Origin of the sequence: Pantoea sp. FN0305, assembly GCF_050113845.1 — a bacterium.
GTDB lineage: Bacteria > Pseudomonadota > Gammaproteobacteria > Enterobacterales > Enterobacteriaceae > Mixta > Mixta alhagi.
Genome location: NZ_JBNJSN010000003.1, coordinates 86,463 through 106,098, shown reverse-complemented (window position 1 = coordinate 106,098; position 19,636 = coordinate 86,463). Strand labels below are relative to the sequence as shown.

Below are 19,636 nucleotides of genomic sequence, written 5' to 3'. Positions count from 1 at the left end.
TCCAGCGGCCTCGCTTGCGTCTCCGCCTGTCCCGCGAAATCCTTGTCGTTCAGCGCCCGTCTCCGTCCACCCAGTGCAACCTCGCCGTCATTTTTCCGTCATCTGCTGGTTATCTCACCGTCATTTTTCCGTGTCATGTTACGTTGCGAACTAAAAAAGCGTGTTGTTACGCACACCTACAATGTCACAGGAAAACGCTATGTCCTCCTTTACGTTTCGTCATACCGCCCTCAGCATGGTGCTGGGGCTGGCACTGAGCGGCAACACCCTGGCCGCGACGGAAATTCCGTTCTGGCACTCTATGGAAGGCGAATTAGGCAAAGAAGTCGACTCACTGGCACAACGTTTTAACCAGGCGCACCCCGATTATAAAATCGTACCGGTTTATAAAGGCAACTATGAACAGAGCCTGGCGGCCGGTATCGCTGCGGTACGTACCGGCAAAGCGCCGGCGATTCTGCAGGTTTACGAGGTCGGCACTGCCACCATGATGGCTTCTAAAGCGATCAAGCCGGTCTATGAAGTGTTTAATGATGCAGGCATCAAATTCGATGAATCGCAGTTTGTGCCGACGGTCGCGGGTTACTACACCGATGCGAAAAGCGGACACCTGCTGTCGCAGCCGTTTAACAGCTCCACGCCGGTGCTTTATTACAACAAAGACGCCTTTAAGAAAGCGGGCTTAGATCCCGAACAGCCGCCTAAAACCTGGCAGCAGCTGGCAAAAGATACGGCGGCGCTGCGAAAAGCAGGCATGAAGTGCGGCTACGCCAGCGGCTGGCAGGGCTGGATCCAAATTGAAAACTTCAGCGCCTGGCATGGTTTGCCGGTGGCCACCGAGGACAATGGTTTTGGTGGCACCAGCGCCGAGCTGATTTTCAATAAGCCGGAACAGGTGCGCCATATCGCCATGCTGCAAGAGATGAACAAAAAAGGGGACTTCACCTACTTTGGCCGTAAGGATGAGTCTACCGAAAAGTTCTATAACGGCGACTGTGCGATTACCACCGCCTCATCCGGCTCGCTGGCAGATATTCGTCAGCATGCCAAATTCAATTATGGCGTTGGCATGATGCCGTATGACGAAAGCGTGCCTTCCGCGCCGCAGAACGCCATCATCGGCGGAGCCAGCCTGTGGGTAATGCAGGGCAAAGACAGCGCCACCTACAAAGGCGTGGCGGAGTTTTTACAGTATCTCGCTCTGCCGGAAAACGCTGCCGAATGGCATCAGAAAACCGGCTATCTGCCCATTACCCGCGCCGCTTACGATCTGACGCGCCAGCAGGGCTTCTATGAGAAGAACCCAGGCGCGGATATCGCCACGCGTCAGATGCTGAATAAGCCACCGTTGCCTTTCACCAAAGGCTTACGCCTCGGCAATATGCCGCAGATCCGCACCATTGTTGATGAAGAGCTGGAAGGCGTCTGGAGCGGCAGCAAAACGCCGCAGGCCGCACTGGATTCTGCCGTCCAGCGCGGCAACCTGCTGCTGCGTCGTTTCGAACAACAGGTGAAGTAAGCAGATGCCGGGCCGCTGCGGCGGTCCGGCTATCACCTCATCCTGTCACGCACCGCTTGTGCCGATCTGTTATGGAATTACTGCATGTCGAGTTCTCGTCCCGTTTTCCAGTCACGCTGGCTTCCCTGGGTACTGGTTTTCCCTCAGCTGCTTATAACCCTGATCTTTTTTATCTGGCCAGCCGGTGAAGCGCTCTGGTACTCAGTACAAAGCGTGGATCCCTTTGGCTTTTCCAGTACCTTTGTCGGGCTGGAGAACTTTAGCCGATTGCTGGATGACAACTATTATCTTGAATCCTTCTGGACCACGCTGATCTTTAGCGCGCTGGTGACCGGCTTTGGGCTGGTGATTTCGCTGCTGTTCGCCGCGCTGACGGATCATGTGCTGCGCCTGAAACGCTTTTATCAGACGCTGCTGCTGCTGCCCTATGCGGTTGCGCCAGCTATCGCCGCCGTACTGTGGATGTTTTTATTTAACCCCGGCATCGGGTTGATCACCCACTTTCTGCAGAGCATTGGTTACAACTGGAACCACGCACAGAACAGCGGCCAGGCGATGTTTCTGGTGGTGCTGGCCTCGGTATGGCAGCAGATCAGCTACAACTTCCTGTTTTTCTTCGCTGCGCTGCAATCGATCCCGCGTTCGCTGGTTGAAGCGGCCGCGATTGATGGCGCGGGGCCGGTACGTCGCTTCTTTCATCTGTCGCTGCCGCTGATCGCGCCGGTCAGCTTCTTTCTGCTGGTGGTAAACCTGGTTTACGCCTTCTTTGATACCTTCCCGGTAATTGACGCCGCCACGCAGGGCGGTCCGGTACAGGCTACCACCACGCTGATTTATAAGATTTATCGGGAAGGTTTTGCCGGTCTCGATCTCTCTTCATCGGCGGCGCAGTCGGTGGTGCTGATGTTCCTGGTGATTGTCTTAACCATTATTCAGTTCCGCTATGTCGAGCGTAAGGTGCGTTATCAATGATTGAGAATCGTCGCGGGCTGGATATTTTCAGCCACGTTATGCTGGCGTTGGGCATTCTGACCATTCTGTTCCCGCTCTGGGTCGCCTTTGTGGCCGCCACGCTGGATAACCAACAGATTTTTCAGGTGCCGATGAGCCTGGTGCCGGGCACTCAGTTATGGCACAACCTGCGTGAGATTTGGCTGCACGGCGTCAGCAGCAATAGCGCGCCAATGAGCGTGCTGTTGTTTAACAGTACGCTGATGGCGCTGGGTATTACCTTCGGCAAAATCACCGTGTCGATGCTTTCCGCTTTTGCGCTGGTCTGGTTTCGCTTTCCGCTACGCAACCTGGTGTTCTGGATGATTTTTATCACGCTGATGCTGCCGGTTGAGGTGCGTATTTTCCCTACGGTGGAGGTGGTAGCTAACCTTCAGCTACTCGATAGCTACAGCGGCCTGACGCTTCCGCTGATGGCCTCAGCGACCGCCACTTTTCTGTTCCGTCAGTTCTTTATGTCGCTGCCGGATGAGCTCATGGAGGCGGCGCGCATCGATGGCGCAGGCCCGATGCGCTTCTTCCGGGACATTGTGCTGCCGCTGTCACGTACCAACCTGGCGGCGCTTTTTGTTATCACCTTTATCTATGGCTGGAACCAGTATTTGTGGCCGATTCTGATTACCAGCGAAACAAAAATGGGCACGGCGGTCGCGGGCATTCGCAGCATGATCTCTTCAGGCGAAGGCACGACCCAATGGAATCTGGTGATGGCGGCAATGCTGTTAACGCTGATCCCGCCGGTAGTGGTGGTAATGGTGATGCAGCGGGCGTTTGTGCGTGGTTTGGTCGAGAGTGAGAAATAAACTATGGCAGCAGTAACCCTTCAGGCCGTTACCAAGTCTTATGACGGCAAGCAGCAAATTATTCAGCCGCTGGACGTGGTGATAGGCGACGGCGAATTTATGGTGATGGTCGGGCCTTCCGGCTGTGGTAAATCGACGCTGCTGCGTATGGTCGCCGGGCTGGAGCGCGTTACCAGCGGCGACATCTATATCAATACGCAGCGGGTCACGGAGCTGGAACCAAAAGATCGCGGCATTGCGATGGTCTTCCAGAACTATGCGCTCTATCCGCATATGACGGTTGAAGAGAACATGGCCTACGGCCTGAAAATTCGCGGCATGGGACGCGAGCTGATCCGCCAGCGGGTGCTGGAAGCGGCACGCAGTCTGGAGCTGGATGCGCTGCTGAAAAGGCGGCCGCGCGAGCTTTCTGGTGGTCAGCGTCAGCGCGTGGCGATGGGGCGTGCAATTGTGCGCGAACCGGCGGTATTTCTGTTTGATGAGCCGCTCTCTAACCTGGATGCGCGGCTGCGCGTTCAGATGCGCCTGGAACTGCAGCTGTTGCATCGTCGGCTGCGTACCACCAGCCTGTATGTCACCCACGACCAGGTGGAGGCGATGACGCTGGCGGAACGCGTGATGGTGATGAATAAAGGCGTTGTCGAACAGGTCGGCACGCCGGTTGAGGTTTATGAGCGTCCGGCAACGCGCTTCGTCGCCAGCTTTATCGGCTCGCCAGCGATGAATCTGCTGGAAGGCAGCTTTAGCCGCGACGGCAACGCGTTTGTTCTGGGCGATAATCTGGCGCTGCCGCTGGCCGTGGCGAAAACCCAGTGGGCGAATCAGGCGGTGACGCTGGGCATTCGCCCGGAACATATCAAGCTCAGCAGTCGCGAGGCGGGCGGCATTCCGCTGGTTGTCGAAACGCTGGAGATCCTTGGCGCAGATAATCTGGCGCACGGAAAGTGGGGCGACCAGCGCCTTGTGGTACGCTTGCCGCATCTTGAGCGTCCCGCACCAGGCAGCACCCTATGGCTGCATCTGCCTGTGGAGGCGCTGCATTTTTTTTCAGCTAAACAGGGAGCGCGTCTGGAATGAACAAAGAGTGGCCTTATCCTCATATTGTTGCCCATCGCGGCGGCGGCAAGCTGGCACCGGAAAACACGCTGGCGGCAATTGATACCGGTGCGCGTTACGGTCATACCATGATTGAGTTTGATGCCAAACTGTCGCGCGATGAGCATATTTTCCTGCTGCACGACGATACGCTCGATCGCACCAGCAACGGCTGGGGCATTGCGGGTGAGATGCCGTGGCATCAGCTGGCTCAGTTGGATGCCGGCGGCTGGTTTAGCTCAGCGTTTAGCAACGAGCGCCTGCCGCTGCTGGAGGCCGTTGCGGCGCGTTGCCGCCAGCATCATCTGATGGCGAATATTGAAATCAAGCCTACCACCGGTTATGAGGCGCAGACCGGAAAAGCGATCGCGCTGGCGGCGCGTGAGCTGTGGCAGGGGGAAACCGCGCCGCTGCTTTCGTCATTTTCTGTGGTGGCGCTGGAGGCGGCGATGCAGGCCGCGCCGGAACTGCCGCGCGGGCTGCTGCTGGACGAATGGCATGAAGAGTGGCAGGCAATGACCCAGGCGCTGGATTGTGTCTCTGTTCACCTGAATCATCGCTTGCTGGATGCGGAGCGTACTGCCGCAATTAAACAGGCTGGGCTGAGAATTTTGGTTTACACCGTGAATCAGCCCGAACGTGCGCGGACGCTGCTGGAGTGGGGCGTGGATGCGATCTGTACCGATCGCATCGATATTATTGGCCCCGATTTTTAAAGATTACTGCGTGTTGTTCTGATAAACCGGCGGCGGCGTATTGCTGCCGGGCTGCGACTGTAAAACGCGCTGCTGCGTGTTGTTCCGCTGTTCTTGCATGCGACGCTGCATTTGCTGCGTCTGCTGCTGCTGATCCATACGTAACTTGTTTTGCTGCTGCGTTTGACGCGTTTGCATCTGGGTTTGCAGACGCTGCTGGCTTGGGTTGTAACCCGGCTGGTTAGGGTTGTTGTTGTTCAGCGTATTCGCCATGCCGCTTAGCGGCAGCAGAGCGATAAAAATCATCAGTAGTTTTTTCACTTGCTGTTCTCCTTCATTGGCAACGCGGCGGAGACGACGCCAGAGCGGCATCGCTGTGTGTTGCCCAATCTAAGTTTAACTCACCTTCCGCGATCGGCCTGTCACTGGATGCTAATTTGCGTTAAGGCTCGCTTTTTATGCTTATTTTGTGCAAGTTTAAGAAAAGTAAACACAATGTAAACACAACAACAAAGGTGATGGTATGCAGAAAAAAGTAAAGGGATGGCGGCTTACAGCTGCGTTGCTGACGCTGCTTTGGGGCGGATCGGCGCTGGCGCTGGTACAAAATGCCCCACCGGTTTCCTATGGTATCGAAGCGGATACCTTTCATCCGGTTCGGGCGCAGCAGGGGATGGTAGCATCAGTGGATGAGACCGCCACGCAAATTGGCGTGGATATTTTGCGTCAGGGCGGCAATGCGGTGGATGCCGCCGTGGCGGTGGGTTTTGCGCTGGCGGTAACCCATCCGCAGGCGGGCAACCTGGGCGGCGGGGGCTTTATGCTGCTGCGCACCGCTTCTGGCCGTACCACGGCTATCGATTTTCGTGAAGTGGCACCCGCTCGCGCCAGCCGGGATATGTTTCTGGATAAACAGGGTAATGCGGACAGCAAACTTTCCCTGACCTCGCCGCTGGCTTCCGGTACGCCCGGCACGGTGGCGGGCTTTGCGCTGGCCGCCCAAAAATACGGTACGCTGCCGCTGAGTCAGCTGGTACAGCCTGCCGTTGAGCTGGCGCGCAAGGGTATCATTGTGAACGATGCGCTGGCTGACGATCTGAATAGCTATGGCAAAGAGGTGTTGCTGTCGCATGAAAACAGCAAAGCTATTTTCTTTAAGCCGGACGGCACGCCTTACCAGAAAGGCGAACGTCTGGTGCAGGCGAATCTGGCACACAGCCTGTCGCTGATTGCACAACAGGGAGCGGACGCCTTCTACAAAGGGGAGATTGCCGATCAGATCGCCGCAGAGATGGCGCAGCACGGCGGGCTGATTAGCAAAGCGGATTTAGCCAGCTACCGCGCCATAGAGCGCCAGCCGATTAGCGGCAGCTATCGTGGCTATCAGGTCTTCTCCATGCCGCCGCCCTCATCCGGCGGTATTCATATTGTGCAGATCCTGAATATCCTGGAAAACTTCGATCTGGCAAAAATGGGCTTCGGCAGCGCTGACGCGATGCAGGTAATGGCTGAAGCAGAAAAATATGCCTACGCCGATCGCTCGGAATATCTGGGCGATCCCGATTTTGTTAAGGTGCCGTGGCAGGCGCTCACCAGCAAAGCCTATGCGAAATCGCTGGCGCAGCAGATTGATATTGCCAAAGCGCGGCCTTCAACAGAGATCAAGCCGGGCCAACTGGAGCCGTATGAGAGCAACCAGACCACGCACTTTTCGGTGGTGGATAAGCAGGGCAATGCGGTCGCGGTGACCTATACGCTGAATACTAATTTCGGCAGCGGTATCGTGGCGGGCAAAAGCGGTATTCTGCTGAACAATGAGATGGATGACTTTTCCGCTCGTCCGGGCACGCCAAACGTTTATGGCCTGGTCGGCGGAGAAGCCAACGCCGTTCAGCCAGGCAAGCGTCCGTTGTCATCCATGTCGCCAACTATTGTGGCGAAAGATGGCAAAACCTGGCTGGTTACCGGCAGTCCGGGCGGCAGCCGCATTATCACCACCGTGTTGCAAATGGTGGTTAACAGCATCGATTTTGGCATGAACGTGGCTGAAGCCACTAATGCGCCACGATTCCATCATCAGTGGCTGCCGGATCAGCTACGCGTTGAGAAAGGTTTCAGCCCGGATACGCTTAAATTGCTGAGCGCGAAAGCACAGAACGTCGAAGTATTGCCAGCGATGGGCAGTACGCAAAGCATTATGATCGGGCCTGACGGCATGCTGTACGGCGCGTCCGATCCACGCACGGTAGATGACCTAACGGCAGGGTATTAATGGTACGCCGTGTCGGAAAACTGCGCTCCGGCACGGCGTAACGTACAACAATATTGCTCATATTATCCCTCCGTTATCTGGCTGTTTTATCTATTACACTCATGTGGTTGCGTTAAAAAATAAATGAAATTAATCGCCTTTTTAGTGGAACCTTTGATTGTAAAAAAATGAGGCAGGCGTCGAATAACAGGAAATATATATTGATCTTGTGTGTTAAAATCGTTATTGGTTTTTCTGGATGCATGAAATAAATTTTAAAAGTTAAGTTTCAGATTAATTAAGGCAACGAGTAATGGTTCATGACAATTAACCGCAGTTCGATCTTTCTTATGTTATAACCTATTGAAATTAAATAGATAAAATAAAATTCATCTGAATATTTATTTGCTATTAATTAACCTGTCGCTAAAGGATGCTATTAACACTTTAAGAAAATAACATTCCTATTAGATTGAATTATTTAAATTTTAATTATTCGCGTTATGTATTTCATTAACTGCAAAGTATGGACAACCGCTAATGAAAAAAGAAAAGCAAGGAAGCTTACGCCTGATGACACCGGGCGAAATCAACATGGCTAAAACAATATTTGGTAATGCGATTATTTACTCTCGAGTTTGGATCCACTATGACAGCTACTTTCCTTTTGGCCTGCAGAGCCAAAATGTAGCGATGGCGCCCAACGGGGAGATATACATGCGTGACTATTTCTATGCGCATGACTTCTCAGCGATTTCCGACATTGATAAACAGCATGCGTTTATCCATGAACTGACCCATGTCTGGCAATATCAGAAAGGGATGTGGGTCAGAACCCGCGGGCTTTTTAGCTGGGCAGCTAATTATGATTATGATTTTTCAGGAAATAAGTATCTTCATGATTACACTATGGAACAGCAGGCGCAGATAGTGGCTGACTATTTTTTATTCTATCGGTATGGCTATGGCGTATGGAATGACGAGAAAGGTAAACTCGTTTCTTTTATTGGCACTAAACAAGACGGGATAAAAGCAGATTATGAACGTGTGTTAACTCATTTCCTCAGGCAACGATAAAATGTATAAATTACTTCTAATAGCATGTGCTTTTCTGATTAACGGTTGCCCAGGGCCAAGGGATTATTTTCCACGGATCTGGCCCGCTCAGATAAGTATCAAAGATGGTAAACCATGCGTGACTGTGCAGCCGGAGGGTGACGAGAAAGTTCGCTCTGTAATGATTTATGAAATGGCAGAAATGAATAACCAAAGGCGTTTTGAATCAAAGCCTTATATTGTCCGAGACGATGAATGTCTGGATATGAATGCTTATCCGTTTCGACTGAATACCGCTTACGTTATCTCTGTGACTCTCATATCAGAGAAAAAACGTCAGCGGGCATATTACAAATCGGCGAGGGGCTTTGTTACCCGCTTCCGTCTTTCTGAGGGTGCACATGGATTGCAGGTCGAGGAAGTTGAGCCGGAGCCGCCAAACTGGAATCTGCCTGCGAGATCGTCAGATGAGTTCGAGCTTATCTCACCAGAGCAGCAGTAAAAAAGCTTTACAGATACGAATGATAATGATTATTATTGCCATGCACTCCAGCGAGACCCGTATCGGACTCCCTGCGAAAGCACGACATTGCTCACATTGCTTCCAGTATTTTTTTAGCCAGCCAGAAGCTGGCTTTTTTTTGCCCTGCATTTGCCAAAGCGCTTAAACCTCTTCGCACACCTCTTCATTTTTTTTGAACAGAGGCGTGAAGTTTTTCAGCTATCATTCCATCCGCTCCGGCCCCAGACTAGAAAAAAACGTTGAGGAGCATTGAACATGATTTACTTACGTAAAGCTGAAGAGCGCGGACATGCTAACCACGGCTGGCTGGACAGCTGGCACACTTTTTCATTCGCCAATTACTACGATGCCAATTTCATGGGCTTCTCGGCGCTGCGGGTAATTAACGAAGATGTTATTGCTGGCGGTCAGGGATTTGGTACGCATCCCCATAAAGATATGGAAATCCTGACTTACGTGCTTTCCGGCACCGTAGAGCATCAGGACAGCATGGGCAATAAAGAGCAGATCCCGGCGGGCGAGTTCCAGATTATGAGCGCCGGTACCGGCGTACGTCATTCTGAATATAACGCCAGTAGCAGTGAGCCGCTGCATCTGTATCAGATCTGGATTATCCCGGAAAGCACCGGCATTGAACCGCGTTACGACCAGCGACGCTTTGCCGATGTTACAGGTCGTCAACTGATCCTTTCGCCGGATGCCCGTGAGGGTTCGCTGAAGGTCTATCAGGATATGACGCTGTCGCGCTGGGTACTGAAAGCGGGTGAAAGCGACACCATTGCGCTGGATCCGTCACGTCGCATCTGGATCCAGGTGGTAAAAGGCGAAGTGCAGGTAAATGACCAGCCGCTCGCCACCAGCGACGCGCTGGCAATCTGGGAAGAGAGCACGCTGATGCTACAGGCGAGCAGCGACGCAGAGATCCTGCTGTTCGATCTGCCTCCGGTTTAAGCCAAACCCAGGCCGCTGTCGCAACCCGACGGCGGCTTTTTTTGCCTGCGATTTATCAATGCGCGCCTGGTCTCAGACAAGGCGCGTTTTCCCTGCTCGTTACTGCTGCGGTTTTTTTGTAAACTCATCCTCACCTCCCTCTGGCCTGCGAATGATAATGAAGAAAAAAAGACCCGTGCTTCAGGATGTTGCCGATCGCGTTGGCGTGACGAAAATGACCGTCAGCCGCTACCTCCGTAATCCGCAACAGGTCTCCGCTGCGCTGGGCGCGCAAATTGCCGTCGTGCTGGATGAGCTGGGCTACATTCCCAACCGCGCTCCCGATATGCTTTCTAACGCCACCAGCCGTGCAATTGGCGTGCTGCTGCCTTCATTAACTAACCAGGTATTCGCCGATGTGCTGCGCGGCATTGAAAGCGTAACCGATGCGGCAGGTTATCAGACGCTGGTCGGTCACTTTGGTTACAACCCGGAGAAAGAAGAGCTACAGCTGCGTTCGCTGCTGGGCTGGAACATTGACGGGCTGATCCTTACCGAACGAACCCATACGCCAGCCAGCCTGCGCATGATTGAAACCGCCGGGATTCCGGTAATTGAAATGATGGACAGCGTCTCACCCTGCCTGGATATGGCAGTGGGCTTTGATAACGTTGAGGCGGCGCGACAAATGACCCGGGCGATTCTGGCGAAAGGGCATCGACATACCGTCTATCTGGGCGCACGGCTGGATGAGCGCACATTACAAAAACAACGGGGCTATGAACTGGCAATGCGTGAGGCGGGGCTGGAACCGCGCAGCGTCATGATGGAAGAGGCCTCTTCTTTTAGCGCGGGCGCGATGCTGCTGTGTGAGGCGCGGCGGCGTTACCCGCAAACCGACAGCCTGTTCTGCACCAATGACGATTTGGCGATAGGTGCTATGTTTGAATGTCAGCGTCAGGGATTGCGTGTGCCGCAGCAAATGGCGATTGCCGGCTTTCACGGGCATGACATTGCGCACGTGGTCACGCCGCGTCTGGCAACTGTGCTGACACCGCGCGATCGTATGGGGCGTGAAGCCGCCGCGCTGCTGTTAGCGCGTATTGGCGGTGAAAGCCGCGAACATCAGCCTGTCGATGTGGGTTTTGAGATCCAGGAAGGGGAGAGCATCTGAATCTGCGCTTTTTTTGAACTTGCTCACAATTCCAGGCTTTTCCTGTGAGACAGGTTGCGCCGATGAACGCACGTACTGAGAATGGGTATATCAATGTTATCGGTAACATTGGCATCTTCATCTGCCGGAGCTAACAATAATGCAAAATCAGTCGCCGTCTCATCATGTATTCATTTTGATGGGCGTATCAGGCAGCGGCAAATCTGCCGTTGCTTATGAAGTCTCGCACCAGCTGAAAACCGCGTTTCTCGACGGCGATTTTCTGCATCCCCGCGCGAATATTGAAAAAATGGCGGAAGGCCATCCGTTGAACGATGACGATCGTCGTCCCTGGTTAAAAGCGGTTAACGATGCGGCATTTGCCATGCAGCGTACTCAGGCCGTTTCGATCATCGTCTGCTCCGCCCTGAAAAAAAGCTATCGCGATATCCTGCGTCAGGGGAATAACAACCTCTCGTTTATCTATCTGAAAGGTGAGTTTGCCACCATTGAAAGCCGCCTGAAGGCGCGCAAAGGCCATTTCTTTAAGCCGCAAATGCTGGTCTCCCAGTTCGATACGCTGGAAGAGCCGGACGCCGATGAAAGCGATGTGCTGGTGGTGGATATCAATCACCCCCTGCCGGATGTCGTTGCCGCCACCATCGCGACCATTGAGGGTGCGATCAAAAAGGATTAGTTGTTTCTGATGAGTACCGCAACCCTGGTTTTAACCGCAGCAGGTTCAGTTGTTCTGCTGCTGTTTCTGGTGATGAAGGCGCGTATGCACGCTTTTGTCGCCCTGATATTAGTCTCTTTTGGCGCTGGCCTGTTCTCCGGGATGCCGCTGGATAAAATTGCCGAAACCATGGAAAAAGGCATGGGCGGTACGCTTGGCTTTCTCGCCGTGGTGGTAGCGCTGGGCGCTATGTTTGGCAAAATCCTGCATGAAACCGGCGCGGTCGATCAAATCGCTATTCGCATGTTGAAATCATTCGGCGAAAGCCGGGCGCATTATGCGATGGGAATAGCGGGCTTGATTTGCGCGCTGCCGCTGTTTTTTGAAGTGGCGGTGGTGCTGTTGATCAGCATCGCTTTCGCCGTGGCCAGACGCACCGGCGATAACCTTGTCAGGCTGGTGATCCCGCTGTTTGCCGGCGTGGCGGCGGCGGCGGCGTTTCTGCTGCCGGGTCCGGCACCGATGCTGCTGGCGTCGCAGATGCATGTTGATTTCGGCTGGATGATCCTGCTGGGGCTGTGCGCGGCGCTGCCCGGTATGCTGATCGCCGGTCCGCTGTTTGGCAACTTTATCAGCCGCCACGTCAGCTTTAACGTACCGGAGGAAGTGGCGCAGCCGGAAGTGGAAGCGCATAAGCTGCCTTCCTTTGGCTTTAGCCTGTCGCTGATTCTTTTCCCGCTGGTGTTGGTGGGGCTAAAAACCATCGGCGCGCGTTTTACCTCTGAAGGCTCACGCCTGTATGAGTGGCTGGAGTTTATTGGTCATCCGTTTACTGCGATTCTGCTGGCGCTGCTGCTGGCGATTTATGGCCTGGCCTGGCGCCAGGGGATGGATAAAGAGAAGGTGATGCAGGTTTGCGGTAGTGCGCTGCAGCCAGCGGGCATTATTCTGCTGGTCATCGGCGCGGGCGGCGTGTTTAAGCAGGTGCTGGTAGATTCCGGCGTTGGCCCGGCGCTGGGCAACGCCTTAACCGGTGCGGGCCTGCCGATTGCGCTGGCCTGTTTTATCCTTGCGGCAGCGGTACGCATTATTCAGGGCTCGGCGACGGTGGCCTGTTTAACGGCCGTAGGGCTGGTGATGCCGGTGATTGAGCCGCTGCACTACAACGGTGCGCAGATGGCGGCGCTGTCGCTGTGCATCGCTGGAGGTTCGATTGTGGTCAGCCATGTCAACGACGCGGGCTTCTGGCTGTTTGGCCGCTTTACCGGCGCAACCGAGGCGCAAACGCTAAAAACCTGGACGCTGATGGAAACCATTCTGGGCACCACCGGTGCCATTGTCGGCATGATCGCTTTTCAACTGCTCTCCTGATCGTTACGGGCGGATACCGGATATCCGCCCGCTTCTGATGCCCTTTATCGCCTGCCAGACTAAATTTTCAGATAGGCGCGAATGCCATCAAGGAACATCTGCGTCGCCAGCATAATCAAAATCAGCCCCATCAGACGCTCCAGCGCATTGACGCCTTTGTCGCCCAGCAGCCGCAGAAACAGGCCGGAAAGCAACAGAATCACCACCGTAATGCCCCACGCGCACAGCAACGCGCCGACCAGATAACCCATCTGATGCGGATACTGGTGCGAAAGCAGCATCAGCGTCGCCAGCAGCGAAGGTCCGGCCACCAGCGGGATCGCCAGCGGTACCAGAAAAGGTTCTTCACCGACCGGCAGACCGGTACTGCTGCTTTCCGGCGACGGGAAGATCATTTTAATGGCGATCAGAAACAGAATAATTCCGCCGGAGATCGAGACCGTTTCAGTACGCAGGTTAAGAAACGCCAAAATTCTTTCGCCAGCAAACAAAAAAAGCAGCATCAGCGCCAGCGCAATCAGCATTTCGCGGATCAAAACGATACGCCGCCGTTTTGGCTCCAGATGCTTTAAAACCGACATAAATATCGGCAAATTGCCGAGCGGATCCATAATCAACAACAATAATATGGTCGCGGAGATCATTTCAGTCATTTATTTTGCTCTTTGCTTTTAATTCAGCAGCGCCGTTATTAGCAATGCTGTTGAAAAGATTAACGCAATCGAATTAATTCACTTGCCAGCAGAGCTGCATTTTGTAGAGTTGAGGGTCACAGGTAAACCCATTTTCTCTGGCAGGCTTCGCTTTCTGGCGAGCCGGTATTTTTACTCTTCAGACAGTCAGGCGCTATCCTGGTGACGCAGTCATCAACCGGAAGCCTGTAGCAGGTGTTTAATGAAAAATGTAGGTCTTATTGGTTGGCGCGGTATGGTCGGCTCAGTGCTGATGCAGCGCATGAGCGAAGAGCGTGATTTTGACGTGATTCGTCCGATTTTTTTCTCAACCTCACAGCACGGGCAGGCTGCACCGACGGTAGGCGCTCACAGCGGTACGCTACAGGATGCGTATGATATTGAGGCGTTGCGCGCGCTGGATATTATCATCACCTGCCAGGGCGGCGATTATACCGGTGAGATCTACCCGAAGCTGCGCGCCAGCGGCTGGCAGGGGTACTGGATTGACGCGGCCTCCACGCTGCGCATGAAGGACGACGCCATCATTATCCTCGACCCGGTTAACCAGCAGGTCATCCGTGAAGGGCTGGATAAAGGCATCAAAACCTTTGTTGGCGGCAACTGCACCGTGAGCCTGATGCTGATGTCTCTGGGTGGTCTGTTTGCGCACAATCTGATTGAGTGGGCTTCCGTCGCTACCTATCAGGCGGCCTCCGGCGGCGGCGCGCGTCATATGCGTGAGCTGCTGACGCAGATGGGGATGTTGCACGATCACGTTGCGCCAGAGCTGCAAAATCCGGCGTCGGCGATTCTGGACATCGAGCGTAAAGTCACCGAATTTACCCGTTCCGGCACGCTGCCGGTGGATAATTTCGGCGTGCCGCTGGCGGGCAGCCTGATTCCGTGGATTGATAAGCAGCTGGAAAACGGCCAGAGCCGCGAAGAGTGGAAAGGCCAGGCGGAGACCAACAAAATCCTTGGTACGCAGCAAACTATCCCGGTTGATGGTCTGTGCGTGCGCGTTGGCGCGCTGCGCTGCCACAGCCAGGCTTTCACGCTGAAGCTGAAACAGGATGTGCCGCTGGCGGAAATCGAACAGCTGCTGGCATCGCATAACCAGTGGGTGAAAGTGGTGCCCAACGACCGTGAGCTGACAATGCGTGAACTGACGCCTGCGGCGGTAACCGGCACGCTGACCACGCCGGTAGGGCGTTTGCGTAAGCTGAACATGGGGCCGGAATATCTTTCTGCCTTTACCGTTGGCGATCAGCTGCTGTGGGGCGCTGCCGAACCGCTGCGTCGCATGCTGCGTTTGCTGGTAGATTAATCGGCACTTGCCCCATTCAACGACTGAATGGGGCAAGTGGCTAACGTCCCGTCCTTAATCCGAAATTTCACACTCTCTTCCTTTCCCAGTGTTTTCATCATGCTGACGCAAAAATTAACCGCTGGGTGATCCGTATCCTCTTTTTTAGCATTGTGCTAATTATTTTATACAAAGTTCGCAGGCTTATTGTTGGCCTTGTCTATGCTTAGCAGGACTGTTTTGTTTTTCTGCTTTGAAGATTAAAAGTTGATGCGCGCGGCAACGCTTTTTCCAGGGAAAGGTGCGGCTCTGCCAGCGTGCGCATGGCTCATTGAAGAGTAGTCAGGCTAACGTCCTCAAACGTAACGTTTCGGCTACCATACATCACAGGAAGAAAGTCATGTCAGAGCTCCCGGATCGCCAGGCGATCAATGCGATTATTGAAGGTCACTACGCTGACCCGTTTTCACTGTTGGGAATGCATCAGACCAGTAACGGACTTGAGGTGCGGGCGTTGTTGCCTGATGCCTCAGAAGTGTGGGTGATTGAAACCAGCACCGGGCGTAAATGCGCTCAGTTGAAATGTCTCGACTCACGCGGCTTTTTTAACGGTGTTATCCCCCGTCGTAAAAACCCGTTTCGCTATCAGCTTGCCGTCACCTGGCATGGCGAGCAGAACCTGATTGACGATGCCTATCGCTTCGGCCCGCTGCTGCAAGAGCTGGACAGCTGGCTGCTGGCGGAAGGCACCCATTTACGCCCCTACGAAACGCTGGGCGCGCATGCCGACGTGATTGATGGCATTAGCGGTACCCGCTTCTCGGTTTGGGCGCCTAACGCTCGCCGCGTCTCGGTGGTGGGTGATTTTAACTATTGGGATGGCCGCCGCCATCCGATGCGCTTCCGCCGGGAAATCGGTATTTGGGAGCTGTTTGTGCCGGCAGCACGCACCGGACAACTTTATAAGTTTGAAATTATTGATAATAAAGGGCATCTGCGTCTGAAATCGGACCCGTTTGCTTTTGAATCGCAAATGCGCCCTGACAGCGCCTCGGTAATCTGTGGACTGCCGGAAAAGGTGGTCATGCGCGAGGACCGCAAAGCGGCCAACGCCTTTGACGCGCCGATTTCCATCTATGAAGTGCATCTCGGCTCCTGGCGTCGTCACACCGATAACAATTTCTGGCTGAGCTACAAAGAGCTGGAAGAGCAGCTGATCCCCTACGTTAAAGAGATGGGCTTTACCCATATTGAGCTGATGCCGATTAACGAGCATCCGTTTGACGGTAGCTGGGGCTATCAGCCGGTGGGGATGTATGCGCCGACCCGACGTTTCGGCACGCGCGATGAGTTCCGCCATTTTGTCGCTGCAGCGCACGCTGCCGGCCTGAATGTGATCCTTGACTGGGTGCCCGGCCACTTCCCTTCCGATGATTTCGGCCTGGCGCAGTTTGACGGCACCGCGCTGTATGAGCATGAAGACCCGCGCGAAGGGTTTCATCAGGACTGGAACACGCTGATCTATAACTACGGACGACGTGAAGTCAGTAACTATCTTGCCGGTAACGCGCTCTACTGGGTAGAACGCTTTGGCATCGATAGCCTGCGCGTGGATGCGGTGGCGTCAATGATCTACCGCGACTATAGCCGTCCGCAGGGCGAGTGGGTGCCGAACCACTTTGGCGGGCGTGAGAATCTCGAAGCGATCGATTTTATCCGCTACACCAACCGGATGCTGGGCAACACTGCACCGGGCGCGGTCACCATCGCTGAGGAATCCACCGATTTTCACGGCGTATCGCGTCCGCCGGAAACCGGCGGTCTGGGCTTCTGGTACAAATGGAACCTGGGCTGGATGCACGACACGCTGGATTACATGAAGCAGGACCCGATTTACCGCAGTCATCACCATCACCTGATGACATTCGGCATGTTGTACAACTACACCGAAAACTTCGTGCTGCCGCTTTCGCACGATGAAGTGGTACACGGCAAACGTTCGATCCTCGATCGCATGCCGGGCGATACCTGGCAGAAATTTGCCAACCTGCGCGCCTATTACGGCTGGATGTGGGCTTTCCCGGGCAAAAAGCTGCTGTTTATGGGAGGCGAGTTCGCGCAGGGACGTGAGTGGAATCATGACGCCAGCCTTGACTGGCACCTGCTGGAAGGCGAGGACAACTGGCACCACGGCGTACAGCGCCTGGTACGCGATCTTAACTTTACCTATCGGCATCATGCGCCCATGCACCAGTGCGATTTCGAAGGCAACGGCTTTGAATGGCTGGTGGTGGATGATTACGAAAACTCGGTATTTATTTTTGCGCGCCGCGATCGTGACGGTAACGAAATCATCGTTGCCAGTAACTTTACGCCGGTGCCGCGTTACAACTACCGGTTCGGTATTAACCAGCCCGGCGCCTGGCGCGAAATCATGAATACCGACTCTGTTCATTACCACGGCAGCAATACCGGCAACGGCGGCGTGGTGTGGAGCGATCCGCTACCCAGCCACAACCGTGAGCATTCGCTGATGCTGACATTACCGCCGCTGGCGACGATTTGGCTGATTCGGGAGGCGGAATGAGTCATTTGCGTACGGGTAATCCTGCTCCCCCTGGCGCAACCTGGGATGGTAACGGGGTTAACTTCACGCTGTTCTCTCAACACGCTCAACGCGTGGAGCTTTGCCTGTTCGATGAAAAGGGGCAGGAAGTACGCTATGACTTGCCGTCACGCACCAATAACATCTGGTATGGCTACGTACCCGATCTCCAGCCGGGCCAGCGCTACGGCTACCGGGTACATGGTCCCTGGGCGCCGGAGCAGGGGCATCGCTTCAATCCGGCTAAGCTGTTAGTTGATCCTTGCGCCCGCGCCGTTGAGGGCAAGGTGGTGGACAGCCCGCTGTTTAACGGTGGCGAATGGCAGCGCGATGAGCAGGATAACGCAGCGATTGCGCCGAAAAGCGTGGTGGTTGCGGAAGCCTTTAACTGGGGCGATGACGCCGCGCCGCGTGTGCCCTGGGGCAATACGGTGATCTATGAAGCGCATGTGCGTGGATTAACCCAGCGGCATCCGGAAATTCCGGAAACGCAGCGCGGTACTTACGCTGCGCTGGGGCATCCTGCTATTGTCAATTACCTCAAACAGCTCGGTATCACCACGCTGGAGCTCCAGCCGGTGGCGCAGTTTGCCGATGAGCCGCGTCTGCAGCAGCTGGGATTACGTAACTACTGGGGCTACAACCCTTATGCGCTCTGGTCGGTGGAGCCGCGTTACGCCTCCGGCGTTGGCGGCCTGAGCCCGCTACAGGAGTTTCAGCAGGCAGTGAAAACGCTGCATGCGGCGGGCATTGAGGTGGTGCTGGATATCGTGCTGAATCATACCGCCGAGTTGGAAGAGATCGGTCCGACGCTTTCAATGCGCGGGATCGACAACGCCAGCTACTACTGGTTAACCGATGACGGCCATTATCACAACTGGACCGGCTGCGGTAACACGCTCAATTTCAGCCATCCACAGGTAGTGAACTGGGCGCTCGACTGCTTGCGTTACTGGGTTACGGTGTGCCATGTCGATGGCTTCCGCTTCGATCTGGCTCCGGTGCTGGGAAGAACGCCCGATTTTCGTGCCGATGCGCCTTTCTTCACGGCGCTAAAAGCCTGTCCGATTCTTTCTCAAGTGAAGCTGATCGCCGAGCCGTGGGATATCGGGCCGAACGGCTATCAGGTGGGCAGTTTTCCGTCGCCCTTTGCTGACTGGAACGATCGCTTCCGTGACGATATGCGCCGTTACTGGCTGCTTGGCGGAGTGACCAACGCCGACTTTGCGCGCCGTTTCGCCGCCTCCAGCGACGCCTTCCAGCATAGTGACCGCCTGCCGTCCGCCACGGTGAACCTGATCGCCGCCCATGACGGCTTTACTCTGCGCGATCTGCTGAGCTTCACGCGTAAACGCAATGAGGCCAACGGCGAAGATAACCGCGACGGACACAACGGCAACTTTAGCCATAATCACGGCAGCGAAGGACTAACGGTCTCGCTTAACGTGCTGGAGCGCCGCCGTCGCAGCGCGCACGCCTTGCTGACTTCACTGCTGCTGGCGCAGGGCACGCCGATGCTGCTGGCCGGTGATGAACATGGGCATACCCAGCACGGCAACAATAACGCCTACTGTCAGGATAACGAACTCACCTGGCTCGACTGGGAAAACCAGGATGAAGGGCTGTACGCCTTTACCGCCGCGCTGATTCATTTGCGTCAGCAGATCCCTGCGCTGACGCAGGATCGCTGGTGGAGGGAAGGTGATGGCAATGTTCAGTGGCTAAACAGTCAGGGAGAGCCGCTGGATGAGCAACAGTGGGAGCAGGATGAGCATAAACTGCAAATCCTGCTGTCCGGACGCTGGTTGATCACGATTAATGCCACGCAAGACGTGAGCGAATTATCTCTACCAGATGGAGAGTGGCGCGCGGTTCCTCCTTTTGCCGGGGAAGATAATCCTGTTCCGTCCACTGTCTGGCATGGGCCTGCGCACGGCGCGTGTGTGTTCCAGAAGCAAGTATAAGGAG

17 protein-coding genes are annotated in these 19,636 nt (G+C 54.8%); 15 read left to right on the top strand and 2 right to left on the bottom strand.

Annotation, left to right across the window (positions count from 1 at the left end; translation table 11 throughout):
- Positions 1-199 precede the first annotated feature (199 nt).
- From ugpB to ugpQ, 5 genes are all read left to right on the top strand, one after another.
- The gene (ugpB, locus tag ACQE3Y_RS07535) at positions 200-1,519 is read left to right on the top strand and encodes a sn-glycerol-3-phosphate ABC transporter substrate-binding protein UgpB (RefSeq protein ID WP_426974001.1); all 1,320 of its coding nucleotides are present in this window, start codon (positions 200-202) and stop codon (positions 1,517-1,519) included.
- Positions 1,520-1,603: 84 nt separating this feature from the next.
- Complete coding sequence (ugpA, locus tag ACQE3Y_RS07530) at positions 1,604-2,491, top strand: sn-glycerol-3-phosphate ABC transporter permease UgpA (RefSeq protein ID WP_250651484.1); 888 nt, start codon at positions 1,604-1,606, stop codon at positions 2,489-2,491.
- On the top strand, positions 2,488-3,333 hold the full coding sequence (gene ugpE / locus ACQE3Y_RS07525) for a sn-glycerol-3-phosphate ABC transporter permease UgpE (RefSeq protein WP_250651485.1): 846 nt from the start codon (positions 2,488-2,490) through the stop codon (positions 3,331-3,333). The genes ugpA and ugpE overlap by 4 nt, the downstream gene beginning before the upstream one ends.
- Before the next feature lie 3 nt (positions 3,334-3,336).
- A complete protein-coding gene (locus ACQE3Y_RS07520; protein WP_426981267.1) occupies positions 3,337-4,410 on the top strand; it encodes a sn-glycerol-3-phosphate import ATP-binding protein UgpC in 1,074 nt (357 codons plus the stop codon).
- Positions 4,407-5,144 (top strand): glycerophosphodiester phosphodiesterase, encoded by a 738-nt coding sequence (gene ugpQ / locus ACQE3Y_RS07515; RefSeq protein ID WP_250651487.1) that lies wholly within the window; start codon positions 4,407-4,409, stop codon positions 5,142-5,144. The genes ACQE3Y_RS07520 and ugpQ overlap by 4 nt, the downstream gene beginning before the upstream one ends.
- 3 nt (positions 5,145-5,147) lie before the next feature.
- Here ugpQ and ACQE3Y_RS07510 read toward each other — a convergent pair whose 3' ends face one another.
- A complete protein-coding gene (locus ACQE3Y_RS07510; protein WP_426974003.1) occupies positions 5,148-5,444 on the bottom strand; it encodes a DUF2756 domain-containing protein in 297 nt (98 codons plus the stop codon).
- A 202-nt stretch (positions 5,445-5,646) separates the two neighbouring features.
- On the opposite strand from ACQE3Y_RS07510, the gene ggt reads away from it, so the two are divergent.
- The 7 genes from ggt to gntU all read left to right on the top strand — a co-directional run bounded on the left by ggt (position 5,647) and on the right by gntU (position 13,083).
- On the top strand, positions 5,647-7,395 hold the full coding sequence (gene ggt, locus ACQE3Y_RS07505; RefSeq protein ID WP_426981265.1) for a gamma-glutamyltransferase: 1,749 nt from the start codon (positions 5,647-5,649) through the stop codon (positions 7,393-7,395).
- A gap of 519 nt (positions 7,396-7,914) precedes the next feature.
- Positions 7,915-8,451 carry a type IV secretion protein Rhs gene (locus ACQE3Y_RS07500; protein WP_426981263.1) on the top strand — a complete coding sequence of 179 codons (537 nt, stop codon included), beginning with the start codon at positions 7,915-7,917 and terminating at the stop codon, positions 8,449-8,451.
- Position 8,452: 1 nt separating this feature from the next.
- On the top strand, positions 8,453-8,932 hold the full coding sequence (locus ACQE3Y_RS07495; protein WP_426981261.1) for a putative T6SS immunity periplasmic lipoprotein: 480 nt from the start codon (positions 8,453-8,455) through the stop codon (positions 8,930-8,932).
- Positions 8,933-9,208: 276 nt separating this feature from the next.
- Positions 9,209-9,904, top strand: coding sequence for a pirin family protein (locus ACQE3Y_RS07490; protein WP_250651491.1), 696 nt, complete (start codon positions 9,209-9,211; stop codon positions 9,902-9,904).
- Between the two features lie 157 nt (positions 9,905-10,061).
- On the top strand, positions 10,062-11,057 hold the full coding sequence (gntR, locus tag ACQE3Y_RS07485; RefSeq protein WP_426974010.1) for a gluconate operon transcriptional repressor GntR: 996 nt from the start codon (positions 10,062-10,064) through the stop codon (positions 11,055-11,057).
- 139 nt (positions 11,058-11,196) lie between these two features.
- Positions 11,197-11,733 carry a gluconokinase gene (gene gntK / locus ACQE3Y_RS07480; RefSeq protein WP_085068635.1) on the top strand — a complete coding sequence of 179 codons (537 nt, stop codon included), beginning with the start codon at positions 11,197-11,199 and terminating at the stop codon, positions 11,731-11,733.
- 9 nt (positions 11,734-11,742) lie between these two features.
- Positions 11,743-13,083 carry a gluconate transporter gene (gene gntU / locus ACQE3Y_RS07475; RefSeq protein ID WP_250651493.1) on the top strand — a complete coding sequence of 447 codons (1,341 nt, stop codon included), beginning with the start codon at positions 11,743-11,745 and terminating at the stop codon, positions 13,081-13,083.
- A 59-nt stretch (positions 13,084-13,142) separates the two neighbouring features.
- Here gntU and ACQE3Y_RS07470 read toward each other — a convergent pair whose 3' ends face one another.
- Positions 13,143-13,736, bottom strand: a complete 594-nt coding sequence (locus ACQE3Y_RS07470; RefSeq protein ID WP_085068632.1) for a YhgN family NAAT transporter — start codon at positions 13,734-13,736, stop codon at positions 13,143-13,145.
- Between the two features lie 241 nt (positions 13,737-13,977).
- Between ACQE3Y_RS07470 and asd the strand changes: the two genes are divergently transcribed.
- The 3 genes from asd (at position 13,978) to glgX (ending at position 19,632) form a co-directional block, all read left to right on the top strand.
- On the top strand, positions 13,978-15,084 hold the full coding sequence (asd, locus tag ACQE3Y_RS07465; protein ID WP_426974011.1) for an aspartate-semialdehyde dehydrogenase: 1,107 nt from the start codon (positions 13,978-13,980) through the stop codon (positions 15,082-15,084).
- 379 nt (positions 15,085-15,463) lie between these two features.
- The gene (glgB, locus tag ACQE3Y_RS07460) at positions 15,464-17,650 is read left to right on the top strand and encodes a 1,4-alpha-glucan branching enzyme (protein WP_426974012.1); all 2,187 of its coding nucleotides are present in this window, start codon (positions 15,464-15,466) and stop codon (positions 17,648-17,650) included.
- A complete protein-coding gene (glgX, locus tag ACQE3Y_RS07455) occupies positions 17,647-19,632 on the top strand; it encodes a glycogen debranching protein GlgX (protein ID WP_426981259.1) in 1,986 nt (661 codons plus the stop codon). Before glgB ends, glgX begins: the two co-directional genes overlap by 4 nt.
- Positions 19,633-19,636: the final 4 nt, after the last annotated feature.

Coding starts and splice junctions, on each gene's coding strand:
- ugpB (WP_426974001.1), top strand. CDS start 200: ATGTCCTCCTTTACGTTTCGTCATACCGCCCTCAGCATGGTGCTGGGG.
- ugpA (WP_250651484.1), top strand. CDS start 1,604: ATGTCGAGTTCTCGTCCCGTTTTCCAGTCACGCTGGCTTCCCTGGGTA.
- ugpE (WP_250651485.1), top strand. CDS start 2,488: ATGATTGAGAATCGTCGCGGGCTGGATATTTTCAGCCACGTTATGCTG.
- ACQE3Y_RS07520 (WP_426981267.1), top strand. CDS start 3,337: ATGGCAGCAGTAACCCTTCAGGCCGTTACCAAGTCTTATGACGGCAAG.
- ugpQ (WP_250651487.1), top strand. CDS start 4,407: ATGAACAAAGAGTGGCCTTATCCTCATATTGTTGCCCATCGCGGCGGC.
- ggt (WP_426981265.1), top strand. CDS start 5,647: ATGCAGAAAAAAGTAAAGGGATGGCGGCTTACAGCTGCGTTGCTGACG.
- ACQE3Y_RS07500 (WP_426981263.1), top strand. CDS start 7,915: ATGAAAAAAGAAAAGCAAGGAAGCTTACGCCTGATGACACCGGGCGAA.
- ACQE3Y_RS07495 (WP_426981261.1), top strand. CDS start 8,453: ATGTATAAATTACTTCTAATAGCATGTGCTTTTCTGATTAACGGTTGC.
- ACQE3Y_RS07490 (WP_250651491.1), top strand. CDS start 9,209: ATGATTTACTTACGTAAAGCTGAAGAGCGCGGACATGCTAACCACGGC.
- gntR (WP_426974010.1), top strand. CDS start 10,062: ATGAAGAAAAAAAGACCCGTGCTTCAGGATGTTGCCGATCGCGTTGGC.
- gntK (WP_085068635.1), top strand. CDS start 11,197: ATGCAAAATCAGTCGCCGTCTCATCATGTATTCATTTTGATGGGCGTA.
- gntU (WP_250651493.1), top strand. CDS start 11,743: ATGAGTACCGCAACCCTGGTTTTAACCGCAGCAGGTTCAGTTGTTCTG.
- ACQE3Y_RS07470 (WP_085068632.1), bottom strand. CDS start 13,736: ATGACTGAAATGATCTCCGCGACCATATTATTGTTGTTGATTATGGAT.
- asd (WP_426974011.1), top strand. CDS start 13,978: ATGAAAAATGTAGGTCTTATTGGTTGGCGCGGTATGGTCGGCTCAGTG.
- glgB (WP_426974012.1), top strand. CDS start 15,464: ATGTCAGAGCTCCCGGATCGCCAGGCGATCAATGCGATTATTGAAGGT.
- glgX (WP_426981259.1), top strand. CDS start 17,647: ATGAGTCATTTGCGTACGGGTAATCCTGCTCCCCCTGGCGCAACCTGG.